Here is a 20564-nt window from a genome sequence, read left to right on the forward strand (position 1 = left end):
GCCGGCGGCGAACCGCCGGCCCGGGAACGTCAGTTGACCTGGAGCTGGCCACCGCGGCCGAGGCCGCCCTTGACGTCCTGCGCCTTGTAGCTGCGCAGCGCAACGACCATCTTGTTGTACGCGTCGATGAACGCGACGACGGTCGCCTTGCCTTCCGGCGTCGACGAGAAGCCGGCGAGCGCGCCGCCCACGCCGCCGCCGAAGCCGCCCAGCGCCGCGCCGTAGTTGGTCGCCGTCGAGCTGCCTTCCGACGCCGCGATCTGCACGGCCGAGCGCACGTCGAACAGCGTCAGCGTGACGACCGATGCCTTCGTCTGCAGGTGGCCGGCCACCGCGGCGACCGCGCTGTTGCCGATCAGCCCGCCGATCATGCTGCCGATGCCGCCGATCGGCGAATCGTTGATGACGATCTGCGGTTCCATGTAATAGTCGGCCGCGACACGCTGGCCCTTCTGCTGCTTCGAGCCCGCGCGGTATTCGCCCGAGTTGCGCTGCAGCTGCGTGATGCGCGACAGGCGCGCGTCGCTTTTCTGGTTGCCGATCGACGTGATCACGAAGCAGTTCGACTGTTGCACGGCCAGGCGCAGCAGCGGGTCGATCGTCGTCATCTTGGTCGCGCTGCCGAACGGACCCCACCAGTCGGCGTTGCGGCCGTCATCGACGGCGATCGTGCCGAGCGGCGACGCACAGCGCTGCAGCCCCGAATCGGCGCCGGCGCTCGCGCCGCCCGCGGCGGCACCGGTCACGCCCGCGTTCTGGCCGCCGGGCGTCACCACGCCGCCGCAACCCGCGACGGACGCGCAAAGCGCTGCCACCAGCGCACCTTGAGTGAGACGTTGGGAAAGGATGGTCTTCATGTCGTTGTCGATCGATTAGAGTCGTTGTTCGGCTTATGTGTTCGTGCGAACTTCGATAAGCCCCCCGGCTGGCGCGCGATGGTGGTCTCCCCGCTGCTGCCCCCGTTGCTTCAGGCCCGGTCAGTAGTACCAGTACGTCTGCTGCCAGACGCCGTAGTACGGATAGCCCGAGTACCAGTAGCCGTAATAGCGATCACGCCATTCCGTGCGCCATTTCCAGTCTTCTTCGTCTTCCTTCTTGGCCTTGCGCGCCAGGTCGAGCAGCTTCTTCGACTCCTTGTCGCCGCGGCCGGCGGCGATCGACAGCCACTTCTCCGCCTCGCGCGCGTCGGAGCCCATTTCCTCGAGGCCGAACAGGTAGAAACTGCCGAGCGCCTTCTGCGCCTGCAGGTCGCCCCGCTCGGCGGCTTCGCGCATCCACTTGAGGGCCTGGTAGCTGTCCTGGCGCACGCCGTCGCCGCGGAAATAACGCAGGCCGAGGTCGTAGGCGGCCTTCGGCTGGGTCTTCGCGGTCTGCTTCAGCGCAGCGATGCGCGGGCTTTCCTGCTCTTCCGAATCGTCCCTTTTTTGATAGGACACCTGATCTTTAGGACGGTCCGAACAGCCTGTGTCGTCGCAGATCCGCACCGTGTTGCTGGTGATCGACGGATCCTGCGCGCACGCGGCCAATAGCAACAGCAGCCCCGGTGCGAATAAACGGCGGTACATTGTTACTTCCCTCAGGTTTTATTGGCGCCGCAATTCTGCGAGCTATCCCACCCCCGTGAGCTCGCACCCGGCGGCGTGCGGCGCAACGGATACAATCCGCCAACGCCGACACGCATTCCAAGGCTCTCTCAGGTTCTCTCTTCGAATCGTTCTGTCACTGCTTCTTTGCCGGCGTTTTCGATGGTCCGACCGGGGCCGGTATCGATCTCCAAACATGACGCGACAAACAATAGTGACGTGGTGAGCAATAATAATGAAGAAAAACGGCATGTCAAGGTCATTCGCATTTTCAAAGTTTGCATGGCGCGTCAGTTTTGATATGCTCACCCTCGCAAAAACCCTTGGAGACCCCATCGAGATGTCCACCACCGAGCAGGCCAACGTCGATCTGATCACCGCCAACAAGGTGCGCGACCTACTGAACCGGAACGGCATTCCGCCGCGAAGTCACAACACGACGATCGCGAATGTGCTCGGCCTGAGCTTCTCGGTCGTCACGCGCAAGATGAAAGGCCTGATCCCGTGGAATCTGTCGCAGTTGCAGGACATCGCGACGCACTTCGGCGTGCCGCCGGCGATCCTGCTCGACGACAAGGGCACGCAACCGGCCGCCGCCGAGATGATCGACGCGACGCTCGTGATCGAGTCGCGGCGTTTCCGCTGCCGCGCCGCGATCTCGTCGAAAGCCAGCAGCCAGGCCGAGACGGACTTCGTCGCGCTGCAGTGGCAGGGCGAATGGCTCATCACCGAGCGTCAGCACGCGCGCGAGGGGCGCACGTATCCGGTCGACGTCATCGAGCTGCGTTCGACCCAGCCGAACGTGTATGCGGCGCGCATCGCGGTGGTGGACGATTCGCAGGACGTCGCCGAAACGGTTTGTGAATATTTCATCGAGAAAGGCGTGAACGCGATTCCGTACTTCGACGGTGCAACGTTCCGCAAGGCACTGGAAGTCGAGGATTTCGACGGCTACATCCTCGACTGGATGCTCGGCGACCAGACCGCCGCCGAACTCGTGCGCGGCATCCGCTCGAGCGAGAACAGCGGCGCGCCGATCTTCCTGCTGACCGGCAAGATCTCGACCGGCGAAGCCAGCGAGGACGAGATCGCGCACATCGTGTCGCACTACAACGCGCGCTGCGAGGAAAAGCCGGTGCGCCTGCCGATCCTGTTCGCCGAAGTGGCGCGCGAACTGAAGATCACGCTGCCGGCCGCCGCCGCCGCGAACTGAGGCTCCAACGACAAATCACCACTGCACGACCGAGGGCAAGACATGCGAATTTCGACCATCTGGACCAAGAGCCTGCTGACGGCCTGCCTGCTCGGCATGGCGGCCGCGACCTGGGCCGCTTCGTCGTTTACGTTCACCGTCGACGGCAAGATCGACAAGCACAACCAGCAGGGCAAGAAGGCGTACGTGTTTTCCGAGCAGGCGCTGATGGCGCTGCCGCAGCACACGATCGTCACGTCCACGAGCTGGACGCCGAAGGCGGCCTTCACCGGCCCGCGCCTGTCCGACATCCTGAAGACCGTCGGCGCGCACGGTACGCAGATCGAATTCCGCTGCATCGACGAGTACACGTTCACGATTCCTGTATCCGATGCCGATCGCTACGGCGTGATCCTCGCGCGGACGATGAACGGCAAGGTGCTCGGCAACGACAACTACGGCCCGCTGTGGATCATGTACCCGCGCGACCAGTATCCCGATGAACTGAAGACGCCGCTCGGCGAAGCCAAGTTCGCGTGGCAGATCATCGGCCTGACGGTGAAATGAAACGCCGGCGATGGAAAAATAGAAAAATCATCCTGGTCCTCGGCTCGCTGTGGATCATGGGGTTCGCCGCGTGGGCGTTCCTGCTGTGGGACCTCCTGGCCACCTCGGTCAACGAGGGCGTGCTCGAAGGGCCGCGCGAAGGCGTGTTCTGGACCGCCGCGCAATACCGCAACGTCTACACACGGTTCGACCGGCAGCTGATCCTCTACGCAACGCACCAGGACGACGACTTCAATCACGTGCAGATGCAGCTCGACAGCCTGTCGGTGTCGTTCGGCTTTCTGCAGCGGCCGTCGGAAGTGTCCGAATACTGGCTGCGCATCCCGCGCGCGCGCAACGAGATCGACGCGCTCGGCGACTTCATGACGCGCCTGAAGCGCGAAGTACCGTTGCTGCGCGATTCGCCGAAAAACGCGCAGCAGGTGATCGACGAGGTCAATGCGTACTGGCCGAAGGTCAACGGTCTCGCGAACTATTTCCGCGCGATCGAAATGGCGCAGCGCGACTTCACGTTCCATCAGCTGAAGGAAAAGCAGCGCGCGATCCTGATCCTCGGCATCGTGCTCGGCGTGATCCTGTGCGCGCTGTTCCTGCTGCTGTTCTATACGATGCGCACGCGTGACGACCTGCTCGAACGGCAGGACGCGGCGCTCGATGCCGAACGCAAGGCGTCCGACCGCGCGTTCGAAATGATCGAGGCGAAGAACGCGTTCCTCGGGATGGTCAGCCACGAGTTGCGCACCCCGCTGCAGGCGATCTGCGGATCGGTCGAGATCCTGCTCGCGCGCCCGCAGTCGGAGGCCAACCTGAAGACAATCCGGCGGCTGCAGAATTCCGCGTTGTCGCTCGAGGCGCTCGTCAAGGATCTGACCGACTACATCAAGCTGCGCTCGACGAAGCGCCTCGCCGAACGGGAAACCGTCGGCATGGCGTCGCTGCTCGCCGAGGTGCTCGACCCGCTGCGCGAGAAGATCGCGGCCAAGCGGATCGCGATCTCGCAGCAGGTCGAGCCGCACGACCTTGCGATCCGTTCCGATCGCAAGCTGCTGCGCCAGGTGCTGTCGAACCTGATCGAGAACTCGGTCAAGTACACGCTCGGCGGGTCGATCGACGTGTCGATCACACTCGCCGACGCGCCGGCCGGCCCGCAATTGAAGATCGCGGTGCGCGACACGGGCGCCGGCATCGCGAAGCCGCACCTGTCGAAGATCTTCGAGCCGTTCTATCGCGCGAACGACGCGGTCGGACTGCACGTGGACGGGATCGGCATGGGGCTCGCCGTCGTGCGCGAAATCGTGACGACGCTGCGCGGGCATGTGGACGTGCGCAGCGTCGTGGGCGAAGGCAGCGAGTTCGTCGTGACGCTGCCGGCCGAAGTGCCCGGCATCGACACCGCCGGCAACGCGGCCGGCGACGCGCTCGCGCTGCCGCACGCGGCCGCGCACCGCGACCGGCGCGCGCTGGTGGTCGACGACGACGACAACGCGCGCGAAACGCTCGGCGCGATGCTGTCGGCGCTCGGCATCGAAGCCGATCTGTGCGGCACCGGGCAGGACGGCGTCGCGCGCTTCGGTACGAGCCATTACGACATCGTCGTGATCGACCTCGAACTGCCGGACTTGAGCGGCTTCGAAGTCGCGCGGCGCATTCGCACGGTCGCGGTACCCGACGACAACGGCCGGCATCCCGCGATCCTCGGCGTCAGCGCATATGAATCGGCCGCGCTGCGCGAGAACAAGCAGGTATTCGACGCATTCCTGCCGAAGCCCGTCCACCTGCGCGAACTCGGCGCGCTCGTCGAGAAGCTGTTCGCCTGAGCCGGTGCGCCGGCGATGCGCGGCGTGTTGCCGCTTGTAGCCGCTTACTCGCCGATCAGGTGCAGCACGATATCCCGGCGGTGCGCCGCGCGGCGATGCTCGAACAGGTAAATCCCCTGCCACGTGCCGAGCACCATGCGCCCCTGCTCGACCGGGATCGACAATTGCACCTGCGTGAGCGCCGTGCGCAGGTGCGCCGGCATGTCGTCGGTGCCTTCGGTGTCGTGCTCGTAGCGCGTGGCGTCCTCGGGCGCGAGCGTCGCGAAGTAGCGCTCGATGTCGCGCTGCACCGACGAATCGGCGTTCTCCTGGATCAGCAGCGACGCCGAGGTGTGGCGACAGAACACTGTGAGCAGGCCGGTACTGATGGCCTGCTGGTCGACGAACGCGCGCACTTGCGACGTGAATTCGACGAGGCCGCTGCCGCGCGTGTCGATGCCGATATGCGTGATCGCCTGTTGCATCGTCGTGACCTCAGGCCAGCGCGGCGAAGCCGTCGGCTTCGATCTGTTTCGCGTCGGCGGGGCGCACGACGCGCGCGACTTCGACGCCATCGCGCAGGAACACCAGGGTGGGCCACAGCTTCACGCCGAACGAGCGGCCAAGCGGGCGGCCCGGGCCATCCTCGATCTTCAGGTGCCGCACGGCGGGATGCGCGGAAAACGACGCGACGATCGCCGGCTGCGCGCCCGCGCAGATCCCGCACCAGTTCGCGCCGAATTCGATGACGGTCGGGCCGCCCAGTGCGTCGACTTCCGCGCGCGTCGGCGCGTTGGCGGTGTAGCGTTGCTCGGTATCCATCAAGCCCTCGTGTACGTTGGCGACCAGGGCCGCGCGCGCTCGTGCGACGCGGCGGGCGCGGCCTGCGATTTCCTACTGTAGCGGAAAAGCGCGCGCGATGCCGGGCGGTCCTGACCGGCGCAAATCGCGTTCCTGCACACCTTCCGGAATGACACGACAAGATTCGGAGCGCCGCGACGCCGCGACAGGATCAGCATGCGGACTGATCCCTCAACGAAGGCACCGATCATGAACGCTCCGCATTGCGTCACCGAACCGAACATCCTCTATTTCGGCACGCCCGTCGTGCTGGTCAGCACGCTGAACGAAGACGGCACGGCCAATCTCGCGCCGATCTCGTCCGCGTTCTGGCTCGGCTGGCGCGGCGTGATCGGCATTGCCGCCAGTTCGCAGACCACCCGCAACCTGCTGCGCACCGGCGAGTGCGTGCTGAACCTGCCGTCGTCGGCACAGGCCCACGCGGTCGACCGGATCGCGCGTACGACCGGCACATGGCCGGTGCCGGACGGCAAGCGCGCGAAGGGCTACGTGTACGAACCCGACAAGTTCGGCACGGCCGGGCTCACTGCCGCGGCTTCGCAAACCGTCGCGCCGCCGCGTGCGCTCGAATGCCCGGTGCATATGGAAGCAGTCGTCGCGACCACGCACGGAATCGGCGAGGAAGCGCCCGACGTGCGTGGCCACATCCGCGTGTTCGAGTTGCGCATCCAGCGCGTGCACGTGCATCCCGACCTGCTGATGGACGGGCATGCGGACCGCATCGATCCGGACAAGTGGTCGCCGCTGATCATGAGCTTCCAGAAGTTCTATGGCCTCACGCCGCATCAGGTGCATGCGTCGCGACTCGCCGAGATTCCCGAGCGCGCGTATCGCAGCCCGGACATCGAGCGCGCGCGTGATGCGGGCGTGCCGGCCGGCGCCGGGCGGTAGTGGCGTGGAACGCGATGGCCGGCACGGTGGGGCAATGCCCGCTGCCGGCTGAACCGGATCGTTGCCGCCGGCCGATGGCGCGGCGCACGGCCGGCGCCCTCGTGCCGGCCGGTGTGGGGAGACCGATCGGATAAGATACGGCCGGCCATGCTCATTGGCCCCTGACCGAACCGACGGAGTGTTTTCAGTGATTCAACCGACCCCAGTATTCAAGGACAACCTCGCGCAACTGCCGGCCATCGACGGCGTCGCGCGCATCGATCTCGTCGGCGCGAACGGCGACGTGGTCGCGACCATCGAGAACCAGCCGGGCAAGCAAGGCTCGCTCGCGGTGTACCACTACCTGAAGCAGGCATTCGGCACGCTCGACGCGAAAGCCGCCGAGCACGGCCTCGCGGTGTTTGCCGAACATACGGCCGACGCACGCAACCGCCCGGGCGCGCATCCGAACGTCGATCGCCTGCTGGCAATCGTCGACGGCGGCGAAGCGCTGCGGATCGACGTCGTCCCGAAGGGCTGAATCGCCGGCGGCACGCCGGTACGCTGCCGGACAGTGCGCGCGACCGCGACACGCGGGCGAAAGCCCACGGACGTCGCGCCCGTATCCCTTTCCCCGGAGACAGCCTGCGTGGCCCGTTTCGTTGCGTTGCCTTTTGCCCGCCGTCCGGCTTCGATCGTGTCGATCGCGGCTGTTGCGTGTGCCGCGCTCGGCGGCACCGCCTCGGCCGATCCGCTGCGGACGGCCTCCGATATCGCCGGTGCGTCGCTGGTGCCGCTCGGCGCGCTGCCGCACTCGCCTGAGAACGGCTCGCTCGCCCCGTTCTGCACGCGCTATCGCGCGAAGACGACCACCGCGGCCGGCCGTGAAGTCGCGAAGCGCGACTGGATCGTGACGTCCGAGGCACCGCTCGGCCGCTATACGGTCGTCACGTTCGCGAGCGGATTCAGCGCCGGCACGAGCGCGATCTGTTTCGCGCGCAACGGCAACGTCGGCGTGTTCGACGGCACGACGCTCGTCGCGCTCGGCTACACCGCGCGCAAGGCCGGCTGGCAGCTCGGCACGGCCGACCGGCTGGAAAACGGCGCGCTGCTGATCTGGGGCGGCGACGGCCCGGCGCCGCCCATCGGCGAACTTCACGAAGAGAACGGCGGCCTGCGCCTGACCCGTGTCGCGGCTGAAAGCACTTACTGCCAGGGCCGCGCGGTCGTGCCGAACGTGTACGGCAAACCGCTCGACGTCGCGCGCCGGATCCTGATCGCGAAAGGCTGGCAACCGTTGCGCCCGCGCGAGAAACCGGATGCGACGGACGGCGCGGCGACGCTCGCGAAGCACGGCATCATCGAAGCCGAAGCGTGTTCGGGCACCGGCGTGGGCTATTGCGCGCTGCGCTACCGAAACGCAGCCGGCGTGCTCGGCGTGACGACGGTCGGTGGCGAGCCGGACAAGCCGTCGGCGAACACCGTGATCGATTATCAGGTGGCCTGCCGCAAACCTTGAGGGGTGCGGCGATCGACCGCGCAAGTCGCTGCATCGGTGTGCGCCTTTGATGCGATTTCGAGTAGTGCCGACGTGCCAGGGGCAGCGCACGTGCATTGGTGGTCGGCCTCGACGGCCAGCCGAATCATCGTCCGTTCGTTCGATTGACCGGCCTCGCGCGCCCTCCTAAACTGACCTCCCTTTTACGCTTCATCCACGAAAGGGACGCCCATGATCGACCTCTCCACGCTCGCGCTGTTCTCCGGCGCGTGTCTCGCACTGACCGCCACGCCGGGCCCCGACATGCTGCTGATCGCGTCCCGCAGCGTGAGCCAGGGCCGGCGCGCAGGTTTCGCGACGCTCGCGGGCATCCAGGCCGGCACCTACTGTCACGCGCTCGCGGCCGCGCTCGGGCTGTCGCAGCTCTTCGTCGCGGTGCCGCTCGCGTATGACGCCGTGCGCTTCGCGGGCGCCGCCTATCTGCTGTATCTCGCGTGGAAGACGTTCCGTTCGGATGCAACCGCACTGTCGCCCGTCGCGTCGCCGCGTCGCCACTCGACCGCGACGATCTTCCGCCAGGGGCTGACGACGAACCTGCTGAATCCGAAGATGGCGCTGTTCGTGCTCGCGCTGTTTCCGCAGTTCGTGCGGCCCGAGTATGGTTCGATCGCCGTGCAGATTCTCGTGCTCGCGACGGTGCTGAACCTGATCGGCATCGTCGTGAACGGCGCGGTCATATTGTCCGCAAGCCGGCTGAGCCAGCGGATCGGCGCGCGCCGCCGCCCGTCGAAGCTGCCGCAATATCTGCTCGGGTCGGTGTTCGTGGGGCTGGCGGCGCGGTTGGCGGTGGCGGGGCGGCAGTAGTCGTGAACCTGTCGGGGAATCACGCTGGTGCAATCGAATGAACGAGGTTTGATGTGGGAACGTATGAAGATCTGCGCATGCGCGCATTGTCCGACCCCGAGTTGCGCGCTGAATACGAACGACTGAACCGCGAGGAATTTGCAGCGCTCGATGCAATGCTTGCCGCGCGGCGAGCGGCCGGCGTAGCGTCGGCCGATATCGTGGAAGGCACGGAGCCGAGCGCGCCCACGGTGGAGTAACACCGGCTCGCGTTCGTGGCGAGCCGGCGTGCGCCATCACTCGATACGCCGCTCAAGCGGGCGTCGTCCGGTGACAAAAGGTGAGTGATCTCGCTCGAGTCATACGCTATCGTCGCCTTCGGACACGTTTTCAACGCCCTCGCGCGTATCCGCCACGACCTTCAATGCCCCGCTACCCAACAAGCTCGCCGGCGTCACCGTGCGACGGCGCCACGGAATCCGGCCGAAGTACCAGATCCGCCAGAAGCCGAGCGGATGATCGGGGTTCCGGCGCAGCAGCATGTCGAAGGTCTCGACGTCGCCGAGCACGATCCGCGTCGCATCGCGCACGACTTCGCGCACGAAGCGCGAGCAGAACTGCCGGCGCGACGCGAGATTGAACCCCGTGTCGTACACCACGCCGATCCGGCACATCGCAGCCTCCACGAGCCGGCGCCGCTGCGCGGCATCGAGCGGCTGCTTCAGCCGCGCGATCACGCACGCGCCGCGATCGGAGCGCGCGAGAAACCGCGACATCGTCGTGACGCGCGATAACGGAAACGTGCTCTCCGCAATCAACGGCTCGCCGCCGCGCTCGCCGATGACGATCCCGACATGATTCGTCCACGAGCGCGTCGCGCTCGCCACTTCGAGAAACGGCCGCACGGTCACGCGGATGAAGACGATGTCGCCGATCTCGGGCTCGACCGGCAACGGCATGTCATGCGGATCGTGAGCACTCGCGGAGAAGCGACGCCGCCGGCCCGCTTCGGGCGAACGGATCATGAGCGGCCGGCAGCCGGTATCGACAACCATACGGACCTCGCGCGAGTGGAGATGGCGCGAGCATGTCAGCCGCCGCCGCGCGCCGCACCCGCTTCTTGCGCAAGGGCGGATATCCGCGCCGCCGGGAGGCGAATTTCGATACCGGCGCGCGGACGCCGCGCGGCCTTCAGCGTGTCGCGCCCAGCGCCACGCGCAGCCGCTCCATCAACTGTGTGTAGTACCGCAGCACGTCGTCCTTCGGCACGACATTCGCAGTCGCGAAACGGTCCGACCACGCCGGTTTCCATTCATACGCGCCGTGCACGCTGCGATCGCCGTCGGGCGCCTGGATCAGCGAGCGGATCCGCGCATCGCGGCCCGGGCCCGTATGCACGTCGAACAGCGCGTGGATGTACGTGTGATACGCGTCGTACACGTCGTCGTCGAACAGGTAGCGGTAGATGTGGAACGTGCGGTCGAGCTCGCGCTTCGCGCGGATCACGTCGTCCGGCGAGATGTCCTTCCAGTAGCCGATCCACGTGTAGAAACACAGCAGCGCATTGAGCTGCGGCGCGACCGCGTCGTACAGCGCGAGCCGCTTCTCGATCAAGCGCTGGTTGGTCCACTGCACGAGTTCGAGCCGCTTCAGCCGGCGCGCGACGAGCCAGCCGAGACACGCGACCGACAACGGCGTCAGCACGCCGAGCACGAGCTTGACGATTTCCAGCGAATTCCACGGCGTGTTGATTGGCTGCATGAATGGCCCGACAAGAAGAAACGCATCCGCATCAGCGCACGACCCGGCGCGCAGCGCCGCCTGCCCGATCGCGTCGACATTGACCGTTAGTTGCTTGCGCATCGAACGTCGCGCGACATCACGGGCGACATGCTCGAAGCAGTGTGATTCGTCAGTCTATCGGGCGATTGTCACCGAGCCGTGACCGTTCGTCGACCCGTCCGTCTCGTAGCCACGCACCCGCGTTGCGCTAGGTCGGCAGCGCCGACGTGAGCTTGACCTTCTGCATCGGGATGTCGGTCTTCACGCTCAGCACGCCCGGAATACGCGTGAGGTATTCCATCTGGAAGCGCCGGTAATCGTCGATGTCGGCCGCGACGACGCGCAGCAGGAAATCGCAATCGCCCGCCATCAGGTGGCACTCGACGACTTCCGGCATCTGCTGGACGGCCTCGGCGAAACGGTTCACCGATTCCGCGTCCTGCCCCTTCAGCCACACGCGGGTGAAGATCGTCAGCCCCTTGCCGACCTTCGCGGGATTCAGCACGGCCACGTATTTCTCGATCACGCCGGCTTCCTCGAGGAGGCGCACACGCCGCAGGCACGGTGACGGCGACAGCCCGACCTCATGCGCGAGCTCCACGTTCTGCATGCGGCCGTCGCGCTGGAGCGCGCTCAGGATCCGGCGGTCGATGGCGTCAAGTTTCATTGGCATTCGATTCCAAAAAATTCACAAATCACGCGTTCAATGCCAAATTCTGATAAAAATCTGGCCACAACGCAACCCGATTCGAGTCAAAAAAGCAGACAATTCCTCCCCCGAAGGAGGAGTAATGAGCAGTAGCGTTTCAACGTCGTCAGGGCTTCGCGACAAGCCCGCCCATGTCGCCGAGATGGGCCGCGGATTGCGCGCGGCGCTGCCCGTCATGCTGGGTTTCGTGCCGTTCGCGCTCGTGCTGGGCGCGCAGGCCGCGCAGAAAGGGCTGAGCCTGTTCGAAGTGCCGATGATGACCGGCATGAACTTCGGCGGCGGCTCCGAATTCGCGGCGATCCATCTGTGGTCGTCGCCGCCGCACATCGCGCTGATCGTCGCGATGTCGTTCCTCGTGAATTCGCGCCACATCCTGATGGGCGCCGCATTCGAGCCGTATATCCGCCGCCTGCCGCGCCGCCGCGCGTTCTTCGCGCTGTTCTTCATGTGCGACGAAAGCTGGGCGATGTCGCTCGCCGACGCCCGCGCCCGCTCGGCCACGCACATCAGCGTGCCCTATTACGCCGGCATCTGCATGGGCCTCTACCTGACGTGGATCTCGATGACCACGCTCGGCGCGGCCGTCGGCCCGACGATCGGCAACGTCGAGCAATATGGCTTCGACATGGCGTTCACGGCCGTGTTTCTGGTGCTGCTGCGCGGGATGTGGAAGGGAATGCGTGCGAGCCGCCCGTGGTTCGTGAGCCTCGTGGTCGCTGCGGCCACGCACCTGGCCGTGCCCGGCGCGTGGTACGTCGCGGCCGGCGCCTGCGCGGGGCTGATCGCCGCGCTGGTGTGGGAGCCGCGCGATGCCTGATTTCCCGGATTTCAGCACGGTCGCGACGATCGTGCTGATGGCGTCGACCACCTATCTGTCGCGCATCCTCGGCTACGTGCTGCTGCGCAACCGCACGCTGAGCCCGCGGATGGCGTCGGTGATGGAAAACGTGCCCGGCTGCGTGCTGATCTCGGTGATCGCGCCGGCCTTCGTGTCGACGCGCCCGGCCGACCTGCTCGCACTGGCCATCACGTTGATCGCGGCGACGCGCCTGTCGATCCTGCCGACCGTCATCGTCGGCGTCGTGTCGGCCGGCCTGCTGCGGCACCTGCTCGGCTGAACGGTTCCGCCGCGCCGCGCACGCCGCGGCACAGCCACCGACGAACGGGCGCGCGATGCGCCCGTTTTCATATCCGCATCCCTCGCGCGACACGACGATCCTCACGCGGGAATGCTAGCCTTGTGGCTTGCGCCACGCTGCATTCCCCTCTCATTGCCCAACTCCGTGAGGATCGCCCCGATGCAAGAAAACCGTCCGCTGTTCGACCGCGTCCTGCTCACCAACGACGACGGATTCGACGCCCCCGGCCTCGACGTGCTCGAACAGGTCGCCACGCAACTGGCCCGGGAAGTGTGGATCGTCGCACCGGCGGAAGACCAGAGCGGCACGTCGCACTCGCTGAGCCTGCACGAACCGCTGCGCGTGCATCGCAAGGGCGAGCGCCGCTTCGCGGTGCGCGGCACGCCCGGCGATTGCGTCGCGATCGCGATCAGCCATCTGATGAAGGACGCACGGCCCGACATCGTGCTGTCCGGCGTGAATCGCGGCGGGAACCTCGGTACCGAAACGGTGTTTTCCGGCACGGTGGGCGCCGCGATGACGAGCATGCTGGTCGGCGTGCCGGCCATCGCGCTAAGCCAGGCCTTCACCGATCGCAACGCGGTGCCGTGGGATACGGCGCGCGCGCTTGCGCCGGACGTGATTCGCCGGCTCGTGGCCGCCGGCTGGGACAGCGACGCGTGCCTGAACGTGAATTTCCCGCCGCGGCCCGCGCAGGACGTGCGCGGCCTCAAGGTGACGAACCAGGGCGCCGGTACGCTGCAGGGTGTCGAGATCGTGTCGGGACGCGATCCGCGCGACATCGAGTATCACTGGCTGAAGCTCGCCCGCGCGCCGCGCGACGACGATGCGGATTCGGAAACGGTCGCGCTCGGTGACGGGTATGTCGCCGTCACGCCGCTGAAGTTCGAGCGCACGCACGATCAGGCGTTCGCACGGTTGCGGTCGAGCCTCGGCTGATCCACGCACGCCAGCGACGAAGCGGTCGCGGCGATCGCACGCGTGATGCCTGTGCGCGCATGCGCGGCTGCTTCACTGCTTCACTGCTTCTACGCTTCACGTCAGGTTCATTCCCCCGTCGAGCATCACGATCTCGCCCGTCACGTAATCGGACGCGACGAGCATCGCGACCGTCTGCGCGATGTCGTCCGGCGTCGCCGCACGGCGCATCGGCGCGCGCTCGCGCCAGAGCTGCTGCGCGTCGGTCCAGTCGGCCGTGAGCGGCGTATCGACGAGCCCCGGCGCAACCGCATTGACGCGGATCGCCGGCGCGAGCGTTTTCGCGAGCAGCCGCGTCGTGTGATTGAGCGCCGCCTTCGCCGCCGCATACGGAATCGACGCGCCCTTCGGCCGCACGCCCGCATGCGAGCTGACGTTCACCACGCAGCCGGCCCGCCCGTGCGACGCCGCCTCGCGCAACGCAGCCTCCGCCTCGGCGACGAGCCGGAACGGTGCGATCACGTTGATCTCGTGCATCTCGCGCCACACGTCGGGCGTCGCCGCAGCGAGGTCGTCGTGCGGAATCACGCGGCTGACGCCCGCGTTGTTGACGAGCACGTCGAGCCGCCCGTGCACGGCAACCGCTTCGCGGATCAGCCGCACGCGTTCGGCGTCGTCGGCGAGGTCGGCCTGCACATAGGCCGCGCCGAGTTCGCGCGCCATCGCGCGCCCCACGTCGGCCGAGCTGCGCGAATGCAGGATCACCGCGTAGCCGTCCGCCGCGAGACGGCGCGCGATCGCCGCGCCGATCCCGGACGTCGAACCGGTGACGAGCGCGACCGGCCGATGCAGCCGCGACGCGCGCGGCTCGGCGACGGTTTCGGTTTCAGGTTCCGTTTCGGAAATCGGGGCAGACATCGGCGGGAGCGGCGCATCCATATCGGGGAACCCTGTCAGTGGCGTTCCCGCATCATAAGCGCGACGACGCCCCATGACACGAACGTGACGGTGGCCACCATCGGGATTGAATCGGTCCGGCCGAAGCGGTCGGCCGTCAGGCGCCAGATTCGTTCGATGCCGAGCCGGAGCAGCATGAGCGCATTGCCGGCCTGAACGGAGGCCGTCGCCTGCCGTCGCGGCCGCGTGTTACGTGGTGGCCGCCGAAGCAGCCACCACGTCGGCGCATGGCATCCCCGCCGCGCGGCCCGAAGACGGATTCCCGGAGCAGGCCGCTTCCTGCCTCGCGGCCGCGGCCCGCACCGTCACATGAAGGGAAGGAGAAGCGGCCCGCGTCACACGGGCCGCTTGCGGCCGCTACTTGCCGGCCAGCGCCAGCGACGGCGCGAGCGCGCTGTTCGGATCCTGCCCGTTCCAGGTGCTGACCCATGCGTCGTTCGGCGTCGCGCCCATCACGAAGTCGAGCGTGCCGCCGGCCTTCATCTCGTCGTACGTGATGTACGGCCGATGCAGCGGCGTGCCGTTCAGGCTGACCGACTGGACGTAACGATTCACCGATGACGGCGCGCCGCCGCCGGCCGTATGCGCGGTCACCCTGAAGCGCCGCGTCGCGCCGAACTTCAGGCCCTTTCCGTCCCCGCCTGCCGACGCAACCGGAATGTCAATCGTCGCTTCCTCGAACAGCGGCGTGCCGAGGTAGAACACGCCGCCCACCGGGTTCAGCGAATAGATGCCGAGCGCGGACAGCACGTACCACGCGGACAGCTGCCCGCAATCGTCATTGCCGGGAATCGCCGAATCGCGCACGCGGCGCGGGTCGGCCAGCACGGCCTTCAGGCTGTCGCCGCTCAACAGCGCGCGATCGCCGGCCGTCAGCGTCAACGAGTACATGTCGTCCATCACCGTGCGCACGCGATCCTGCGTCTTCGACGGCATGCCCGCGACGTCGTACAGGTACGGCAGGTGGTTCGCCGGCTCGTTGCCGGCGAAGAACTGGCCGCTGCGGCCGGTCAGGTCCGGAAAGCCCTGGTTGTAGAGGAAGGTCAGCGGGTTCGCCGGATCGAACGTGCGATCGAGCTGCGCGATGAACTGGCTCTTGCCGCCGAGCAACGCGACGAGGCCCGGGAAGTCGTGGAAGATGTTCCACGTATCGACCCACGAATTCGATTCGGAGAAGTCCGTCTTCTCCGCCGCCGTCGGATCGAAGCCCGCCACCCAGTTGCCCTGCGAATCCTTCGGCTGCGCAAACTTCCAGCCGTTGTTCGGCACCGGGTTGAATACGTTGCGGTAATTCTGGCTGCGCTGCAGGTAGGGCCCGTAGTCGGCCGTGCTCTTGCCCGCCGCCTTGCCGACTGCCGCCGTCGCCCAGTCGTCGAACGAATAATCCTGCGTCGTCGACACCGATGCGTTGTCGCCGGCGTACACGTAGCCGCTCTGACGGTACTGGTCGAAGCCGTGCGCGCTCGCGCTCTGCGTGGTCGTCAGCGCGGTCCAGATGTCGTCGATGCCCGCGCTCGTCAGGTGCTTCAGGTACGCATCGGCGATCAGCGGGATCGACGGGTGGCCGGCCATCGTGAAGGTTTCCGTCTGCGCGAGCGGCCACACCGGCAGCTCGCCCTTGCCGTTCTGCCTGAACTGCGTGAGCAGCGACTTCACCCAGCCGTCGACGCGCTCGGGCTGAACCAGCGTCATCAACGGCGACTCGGCGCGGAAGGTGTCCCACAGCGAGAACGTCGACGAATAGTCGAAGCCCGGATTCGCATGCTTGCTCGTGGCCGGCGGCGACGTCGTGCCGTCGTTGGTCGAATCGGTGCCGACGTAGCTGCCGTCCGCATTGTTGTAGACGGTCGGCGCAAGCATCGTGCGATACAGCGACGTGTAGAACATCGTCCGCTGGTCGGCGCTGCCGCCCTTGATCCGGATCCGGTCGAGCGCGGCGCTCCACACGCGCTCGGCCGTACCGCGCACCTGTTCGAACGACTTCGTGCCGACTTCCGATGCGAGATTGGCCTGCGCATCCGCGATGCTCGACGGCGAGATGCCGACCTTCACCGTGACCGCGCCGCGGCTGTCGTGGCCATCGGCGAACGTCAGGTAGGCCTTGAAGCCGTCCGCACTGAACGCGACGCGCTTCGTGTCGAACGGCTTCGAGAAACGCGCGACGAAATACGTCGGCCTGTTGTTCGCCCAGTTGTTCGTGATCTCCCAGCCGGCGATCGTCTGCGCATCGACGACCTGGATCTTGCCGCTCGCGGTCGAGCCGCCGATCGGGTTGTCGATGCTGACGATCATGCTGCGCTTCTGCGCGGCCGCGCTCGGGAAATACGTGTAGCGATGCACGCCCGCATGCGTGGTGGCCGTCATCTCCGCGAGGATCGTCGCGCCTTGCACGTTCCACGGCGTGTTGCCGCTGCCGACCGGCGCCATCTTCACGCGGTAATAACCGGGGCTCGCGGTTTCGTCGTCGTGGCTGAACGATGCGTTGTAGGTGATCGATGCATCGGCGGCGACCTTCGCCAGCGTCGCGGTGTCGACCGGCGCCAGCGTCGGCAGAAATCGCACTTCGCCGCCCGAGCCGATGCCGGTGCCCGACAGGTGCGTATGCGTAAAGCCGGTGATGAACGGATCGTCGTACTGGTAGCCCGACGTGCGATCCCAGTTCCACGGCAGCGTGTGCGCACCGCCGGTCGTGTCCGGCCCGAGCTGCACCATCCCGAACGGCACGGTCGCGCCCGGGTACACGTGGCCGTGGCCGCGCACGCCGCTGCTCCAGTCCGCGTTGATGTCGAGATTCGCAGTGCCGATCATCGGGTCGACGCTGTGCAGCACAGACCGTTTGGTTGCACCGCCGTTTTCGCCTTGATCGTTCCGATCACCCTGGTCGTTCTGGTTGCCTTGATCGTTCTGGCTGCCCTGCGCGTTCGACATCTGTGCGAGCACGCTCGCATCCGTCGAACCCTGATCGCCCCCGCACCCCGACAGCACGGCAAGGCACCCGATACCCACCACATGACGTAGCTTCATCCGTTCGTCCCTCCCTCTCTCTGCGTCGATCCTGCTGGCAAGAACCGCTCGTTGATCTTCTGGTCTGTTACGGCGCGCTGGCCGCCTGCGGGAACGACGGCATGGCCGATGCGTCGGTGCCCCAGGTCGCGGCGCTCGCGTCGGCCGTCATCGAATACGACAACTTCCCGCCCTTCGCGATCTGCTCGAACGGCAGCCAGGCGGCCGCGTACGGTGAGCCGTTCAGCTTCAGCGACTTCACGTAGAACGACGCGCTGTCGCCCGAGCCGGCACCCGGCGCGACGATGTGCAGCAGGCGGTAGCTGCCGTCCTTCTGCCCGACGCGCACCGTGATCTTCTCGAACTGCGGGCTCGACAGTGCGACGCCGCTCACGCCCGGCACGACCGGATAGAGACCGAGCGCGGCCCACACGTACCAGCCCGAGATCGCCCCGAGATCGTCGTTGCCCGGCAGCCCGGCCGCGCCGGTGCCGAACTCGTTCGCGAGCGACGCATGCAGCACGCGCTGCGTATGCGACGGCGCACCGGCCCACGCATAGACCCACGGCACGACCATCGTCACTTCGTTGCCGACGTAGAAGTACGGCTGCACCGTGCCGATGTTCAGGTGCGTGAAGAACGTGTCGAGCCGCTTGACGACCGGCGCGGCGCCGCCGGCCTGCGCGACCACGCCGGCGAGATCGTGCGGCACGTACCACGTGTATTGCTCGGAATTGCCTTCCATGAAGCCCGTGCCGTCGGTGACCCATGCGCCGGCCGACGTCTTCGGCTGGATCGCGCCGTGGTCGAACAGGTTTTGCCAGTTGCCGCTCGACTTCAGCAGCGTGCCGGCCGTCGCCGTATCGCCGAGCGCCGTCGCGAAGCGCGACACCGCGAAATCGCGCACCGCGTATTCGAGCGTGTTCGAGGCGGTCTGGTTGTCGCCCGAGCCCGACGACGGCACGTAGCCGAGCCGGTCGTAATCCGCGCGGCTGCCCATCACCGGCGTGCCGGCGCACGCGGCGCCCGGCGCGGTGCTGTTCTTCATGATCGACAGCGCGGCCTGCGTATCGAAGTTCGTCGCGCCGAACGCATGCGCGTTCGCGACGATGATCGAGCCCGCGTCGCCCGGCATCACGGCCGTCTCGGTATTGAAGTACGCCCAGCGCGGGAACGCGCCGCACGCCTTCGCATCGAGCACGAGCGACTGCACGATGTCGCTGGTCCGCACCGGGTCGAGCAGCGCCTGCAACTGGATGAACGAACGGTCGATGTCCCAGCCGGAGGAATTCGCGTACATCGTGCGGCCTTTCTCGACCTGGCGTGTCGGGGCGGCCGCTGCGCCGCTCGACGCGTAGAAATCCGGGTACTGGCCGTTCACGTCGTTGAACACGTTCGGGTGCAGCGACGCGTGATACAGCGCGGTGTAGAACTTCGTCTTGTCGGCGTCGCTGCCGCCCGTAACCTGGATCGCGTTCAGGCGCGCATTCCACGCGGCGCTCGCGGCGCTCCGCACCTTGTCGAAACGCCAGTTCCGGCTGCCTTGCGCATCCGTTTCCGGATTCTCCGCGCGCAGGTTCGCCTTCGCATTCGCTTCGCTGACGAACGAGATGCCGAGCTTCATCATCACGTCGGGATGCTTGCGGTCGACATTGAACGTGACGGTCACCGGGCTGTTGTTCGACAGCGCCGGCTTCGCCGCGAACGGCTGGCTGAATTCCGCGTAGTAGTAGACGGGCACCGCATGCCCGGCCCAGCAGAATCCGCCGCCCGCGATCGTGCCGGACAACGCGCGGTCGCCGACCTGGCTGATCGTGTCGCTCGTCGTGCCCTGCGCACGGTTGTTCAGCACGGTCGGATCGATCGCGATGGTCGCCTGCTGGCCCTGCGCGAGTGCCGGATAGGTGAAGCGTGCAAAACCGGTGCGCAGCGTCGTCGTCAGCTCGGCCTTGATGCCGTTGCCGAGCGTGACGCCGTAATAGCCGGCCTGCGCGGTTTCGTTCGCGTGGCTGAAGCTGGCCGGCGCGCCGGCGTCGCCAGGCGCGAGCTGCGGCATCACGTTCAGGTAGCCGCCGTTCGCCCAGCAGCCGGTGCCGCTCAGGTGCAGGATGCTGAATGCGTTGATCGACGTGTCGCCGTACCAGTAGCCGCCGGAGAAACCGGAGCCGTCGCCCTTGCTGCTGTCGTATTGGGCGGTCGGTGTCATCGGGCTCCACTGCATCATCCCGAACGGCACCGTCGGCCCCGGGAACGTGCCGCCGCCGAGACCCGAGCCGACCGGGTCGGCCGGCTGGTCGGTCGCGTAGTCGGTGCCGATCAGCGGATTGACGTATTGCGCGACGCGAATGTCGGCGTTTTTCCTTGCCGTTTCGTTGCCGTTGTCGTTGTCGTTTTTGTTTTCGTTGCCGTTTTCATTGCCCTGCGGTTGCGCGGCAGCCGACATGTTCGCCGCGGCCACCGACGGCGAATCGCCATCACCACCGCATGAAGCCAGGACAACGCACAACGCCAGCAGCGCCGTTCTCCACCCCCAGTTCCTCGACATCACCTGTCTCCGTATCGTTCTTGAATCAGGATGTTGATTCGAACTACTGATCTTCTAGTCAGGATGCTTTTGATGAATTCCGCTTGCCCGGCCGATCGGTCGAAAGTCCCGGGGGCGTGTACTTATTTCCGTATTCGCGCACCTGGAAAAAGACGCGCCGGCATGTCGAAATACCGGCGCCCAGGACCCGATAATGGGCACAAGCGTGCCCAAATAAACGCGTTTTCTCTACCCCGTGTTTTTACGAATTTTTATTTTGTTTATCTAAACAAAATGCAATTGATTCGGTTTTTATGTGGAA

At 66.4% G+C, this 20564-nt stretch carries 22 protein-coding genes; 11 read left to right on the forward strand and 11 right to left on the reverse strand.

The window, feature by feature from the left end:
* Nucleotides 1-29: 29 nt before the first annotated feature.
* Nucleotides 30-857 (reverse strand): hypothetical protein, encoded by an 828-nt coding sequence (locus FFS49_RS34305; protein WP_071333326.1) that lies wholly within the window; start codon nucleotides 855-857, stop codon nucleotides 30-32.
* A gap of 120 nt (nucleotides 858-977) precedes the next feature.
* Nucleotides 978-1565 (reverse strand): SEL1-like repeat protein, encoded by a 588-nt coding sequence (locus FFS49_RS34310; protein WP_105815783.1) that lies wholly within the window; start codon nucleotides 1563-1565, stop codon nucleotides 978-980.
* 358 nt (nucleotides 1566-1923) lie between these two features.
* On the opposite strand from FFS49_RS34310, the gene FFS49_RS34320 reads away from it, so the two are divergent.
* The 3 genes from FFS49_RS34320 to atsR are packed head-to-tail and all read left to right on the forward strand — an operon-like array spanning nucleotide 1924 to nucleotide 5159.
* Nucleotides 1924-2796: a helix-turn-helix domain-containing protein gene (locus FFS49_RS34320; protein WP_039369754.1), complete on the forward strand. Its 873-nt coding sequence runs from the start codon at nucleotides 1924-1926 to the stop codon at nucleotides 2794-2796.
* Nucleotides 2797-2838: 42 nt separating this feature from the next.
* Nucleotides 2839-3342, forward strand: coding sequence for a molybdopterin-dependent oxidoreductase (locus FFS49_RS34325; RefSeq protein ID WP_039369751.1), 504 nt, complete (start codon nucleotides 2839-2841; stop codon nucleotides 3340-3342).
* Nucleotides 3339-5159: a hybrid sensor histidine kinase/response regulator AtsR gene (gene atsR / locus FFS49_RS34330; protein WP_105815782.1), complete on the forward strand. Its 1821-nt coding sequence runs from the start codon at nucleotides 3339-3341 to the stop codon at nucleotides 5157-5159. The genes FFS49_RS34325 and atsR overlap by 4 nt, the downstream gene beginning before the upstream one ends.
* Nucleotides 5160-5203: 44 nt before the next feature.
* On the opposite strand, the gene FFS49_RS34335 is transcribed toward atsR, so the two are convergent.
* Nucleotides 5204-5623, reverse strand: coding sequence for a secondary thiamine-phosphate synthase enzyme YjbQ (locus FFS49_RS34335; protein WP_039369746.1), 420 nt, complete (start codon nucleotides 5621-5623; stop codon nucleotides 5204-5206).
* A 10-nt stretch (nucleotides 5624-5633) separates the two neighbouring features.
* Entirely contained in the window at nucleotides 5634-5960 is a 327-nt protein-coding gene (locus FFS49_RS34340) for a thioredoxin family protein (RefSeq protein WP_039369742.1), read from the reverse strand.
* 228 nt (nucleotides 5961-6188) lie between these two features.
* On the opposite strand from FFS49_RS34340, the gene FFS49_RS34345 reads away from it, so the two are divergent.
* From FFS49_RS34345 to FFS49_RS42755, 5 genes are all read left to right on the forward strand, one after another.
* Nucleotides 6189-6890: a flavin reductase family protein gene (locus FFS49_RS34345; protein WP_105815781.1), complete on the forward strand. Its 702-nt coding sequence runs from the start codon at nucleotides 6189-6191 to the stop codon at nucleotides 6888-6890.
* 187 nt (nucleotides 6891-7077) lie between these two features.
* The gene (locus FFS49_RS34350; protein WP_105815780.1) at nucleotides 7078-7410 is read left to right on the forward strand and encodes a DUF2322 family protein; all 333 of its coding nucleotides are present in this window, start codon (nucleotides 7078-7080) and stop codon (nucleotides 7408-7410) included.
* 108 nt (nucleotides 7411-7518) lie between these two features.
* Nucleotides 7519-8388, forward strand: a complete 870-nt coding sequence (locus FFS49_RS34355; protein WP_105815779.1) for a hypothetical protein — start codon at nucleotides 7519-7521, stop codon at nucleotides 8386-8388.
* A 210-nt stretch (nucleotides 8389-8598) separates the two neighbouring features.
* Nucleotides 8599-9231 (forward strand): LysE family translocator, encoded by a 633-nt coding sequence (locus FFS49_RS34360; protein WP_105815778.1) that lies wholly within the window; start codon nucleotides 8599-8601, stop codon nucleotides 9229-9231.
* Nucleotides 9232-9308: 77 nt separating this feature from the next.
* Nucleotides 9309-9470 carry a hypothetical protein gene (locus tag FFS49_RS42755; protein WP_224756014.1) on the forward strand — a complete coding sequence of 54 codons (162 nt, stop codon included), beginning with the start codon at nucleotides 9309-9311 and terminating at the stop codon, nucleotides 9468-9470.
* 99 nt (nucleotides 9471-9569) lie between these two features.
* Here the strand turns inward: FFS49_RS42755 and FFS49_RS34370 are convergent, their stop codons facing one another.
* From FFS49_RS34370 to FFS49_RS34380, 3 genes are all read right to left on the reverse strand, one after another.
* Nucleotides 9570-10265, reverse strand: coding sequence for a YebB family permuted papain-like enzyme (locus FFS49_RS34370; protein ID WP_105815777.1), 696 nt, complete (start codon nucleotides 10263-10265; stop codon nucleotides 9570-9572).
* Nucleotides 10266-10401: 136 nt separating this feature from the next.
* Nucleotides 10402-10971: a hypothetical protein gene (locus FFS49_RS34375; protein WP_039369798.1), complete on the reverse strand. Its 570-nt coding sequence runs from the start codon at nucleotides 10969-10971 to the stop codon at nucleotides 10402-10404.
* Nucleotides 10972-11200: 229 nt separating this feature from the next.
* Nucleotides 11201-11659 carry an Lrp/AsnC family transcriptional regulator gene (locus tag FFS49_RS34380; protein WP_006486309.1) on the reverse strand — a complete coding sequence of 153 codons (459 nt, stop codon included), beginning with the start codon at nucleotides 11657-11659 and terminating at the stop codon, nucleotides 11201-11203.
* A 124-nt stretch (nucleotides 11660-11783) separates the two neighbouring features.
* Between FFS49_RS34380 and FFS49_RS34385 the strand changes: the two genes are divergently transcribed.
* The 3 genes from FFS49_RS34385 (at nucleotide 11784) to surE (ending at nucleotide 13779) form a co-directional block, all read left to right on the forward strand.
* Nucleotides 11784-12518 carry an AzlC family ABC transporter permease gene (locus FFS49_RS34385; RefSeq protein WP_105815776.1) on the forward strand — a complete coding sequence of 245 codons (735 nt, stop codon included), beginning with the start codon at nucleotides 11784-11786 and terminating at the stop codon, nucleotides 12516-12518.
* Nucleotides 12511-12819 carry an AzlD family protein gene (locus FFS49_RS34390; RefSeq protein WP_011356491.1) on the forward strand — a complete coding sequence of 103 codons (309 nt, stop codon included), beginning with the start codon at nucleotides 12511-12513 and terminating at the stop codon, nucleotides 12817-12819. Before FFS49_RS34385 ends, FFS49_RS34390 begins: the two co-directional genes overlap by 8 nt.
* Before the next feature lie 180 nt (nucleotides 12820-12999).
* Nucleotides 13000-13779: a 5'/3'-nucleotidase SurE gene (gene surE / locus FFS49_RS34395; protein WP_105815775.1), complete on the forward strand. Its 780-nt coding sequence runs from the start codon at nucleotides 13000-13002 to the stop codon at nucleotides 13777-13779.
* Nucleotides 13780-13875: 96 nt separating this feature from the next.
* Here surE and FFS49_RS34400 read toward each other — a convergent pair whose 3' ends face one another.
* The 4 genes from FFS49_RS34400 to FFS49_RS34410 all read right to left on the reverse strand — a co-directional run bounded on the left by FFS49_RS34400 (nucleotide 13876) and on the right by FFS49_RS34410 (nucleotide 20263).
* The gene (locus FFS49_RS34400) at nucleotides 13876-14697 is read right to left on the reverse strand and encodes an SDR family oxidoreductase (protein WP_105815774.1); all 822 of its coding nucleotides are present in this window, start codon (nucleotides 14695-14697) and stop codon (nucleotides 13876-13878) included.
* 14 nt (nucleotides 14698-14711) lie between these two features.
* A complete protein-coding gene (locus FFS49_RS42210) occupies nucleotides 14712-14852 on the reverse strand; it encodes a hypothetical protein (RefSeq protein WP_171026877.1) in 141 nt (46 codons plus the stop codon).
* A 220-nt stretch (nucleotides 14853-15072) separates the two neighbouring features.
* Nucleotides 15073-17739, reverse strand: a complete 2667-nt coding sequence (locus FFS49_RS34405) for a GH92 family glycosyl hydrolase (protein WP_105815773.1) — start codon at nucleotides 17737-17739, stop codon at nucleotides 15073-15075.
* Between the two features lie 67 nt (nucleotides 17740-17806).
* Nucleotides 17807-20263 (reverse strand): GH92 family glycosyl hydrolase, encoded by a 2457-nt coding sequence (locus tag FFS49_RS34410; RefSeq protein WP_105815772.1) that lies wholly within the window; start codon nucleotides 20261-20263, stop codon nucleotides 17807-17809.
* Between the last annotated feature and the right edge of the window lie 301 nt (nucleotides 20264-20564).

Origin of the sequence: Burkholderia sp. 4NA327C6, assembly GCF_005502655.1 — a bacterium.
GTDB classification, from domain to species: Bacteria; Pseudomonadota; Gammaproteobacteria; order Burkholderiales; family Burkholderiaceae; genus Burkholderia; species Burkholderia contaminans.

Bases quoted from the DNA above. Each gene is read 5' to 3' on its own strand.
- FFS49_RS34305 (WP_071333326.1), bottom strand. From the start codon at position 857: ATGAAGACCATCCTTTCCCAACGTCTCACTCAAGGTGCGCTGGTGGCA.
- FFS49_RS34310 (WP_105815783.1), bottom strand. From the start codon at position 1,565: ATGTACCGCCGTTTATTCGCACCGGGGCTGCTGTTGCTATTGGCCGCG.
- FFS49_RS34320 (WP_039369754.1), top strand. From the start codon at position 1,924: ATGTCCACCACCGAGCAGGCCAACGTCGATCTGATCACCGCCAACAAG.
- FFS49_RS34325 (WP_039369751.1), top strand. From the start codon at position 2,839: ATGCGAATTTCGACCATCTGGACCAAGAGCCTGCTGACGGCCTGCCTG.
- atsR (WP_105815782.1), top strand. From the start codon at position 3,339: ATGAAACGCCGGCGATGGAAAAATAGAAAAATCATCCTGGTCCTCGGC.
- FFS49_RS34335 (WP_039369746.1), bottom strand. From the start codon at position 5,623: ATGCAACAGGCGATCACGCATATCGGCATCGACACGCGCGGCAGCGGC.
- FFS49_RS34340 (WP_039369742.1), bottom strand. From the start codon at position 5,960: ATGGATACCGAGCAACGCTACACCGCCAACGCGCCGACGCGCGCGGAA.
- FFS49_RS34345 (WP_105815781.1), top strand. From the start codon at position 6,189: ATGAACGCTCCGCATTGCGTCACCGAACCGAACATCCTCTATTTCGGC.
- FFS49_RS34360 (WP_105815778.1), top strand. From the start codon at position 8,599: ATGATCGACCTCTCCACGCTCGCGCTGTTCTCCGGCGCGTGTCTCGCA.
- FFS49_RS42755 (WP_224756014.1), top strand. From the start codon at position 9,309: ATGCGCGCATTGTCCGACCCCGAGTTGCGCGCTGAATACGAACGACTG.
- FFS49_RS34370 (WP_105815777.1), bottom strand. From the start codon at position 10,265: ATGGTTGTCGATACCGGCTGCCGGCCGCTCATGATCCGTTCGCCCGAA.
- FFS49_RS34375 (WP_039369798.1), bottom strand. From the start codon at position 10,971: ATGCAGCCAATCAACACGCCGTGGAATTCGCTGGAAATCGTCAAGCTC.
- FFS49_RS34380 (WP_006486309.1), bottom strand. From the start codon at position 11,659: ATGAAACTTGACGCCATCGACCGCCGGATCCTGAGCGCGCTCCAGCGC.
- FFS49_RS34385 (WP_105815776.1), top strand. From the start codon at position 11,784: ATGAGCAGTAGCGTTTCAACGTCGTCAGGGCTTCGCGACAAGCCCGCC.
- FFS49_RS34390 (WP_011356491.1), top strand. From the start codon at position 12,511: ATGCCTGATTTCCCGGATTTCAGCACGGTCGCGACGATCGTGCTGATG.
- surE (WP_105815775.1), top strand. From the start codon at position 13,000: ATGCAAGAAAACCGTCCGCTGTTCGACCGCGTCCTGCTCACCAACGAC.
- FFS49_RS34400 (WP_105815774.1), bottom strand. From the start codon at position 14,697: ATGGATGCGCCGCTCCCGCCGATGTCTGCCCCGATTTCCGAAACGGAA.
- FFS49_RS42210 (WP_171026877.1), bottom strand. From the start codon at position 14,852: ATGCTGCTCCGGCTCGGCATCGAACGAATCTGGCGCCTGACGGCCGAC.
- FFS49_RS34405 (WP_105815773.1), bottom strand. From the start codon at position 17,739: ATGAAGCTACGTCATGTGGTGGGTATCGGGTGCCTTGCCGTGCTGTCG.
- FFS49_RS34410 (WP_105815772.1), bottom strand. From the start codon at position 20,263: ATGTCGAGGAACTGGGGGTGGAGAACGGCGCTGCTGGCGTTGTGCGTT.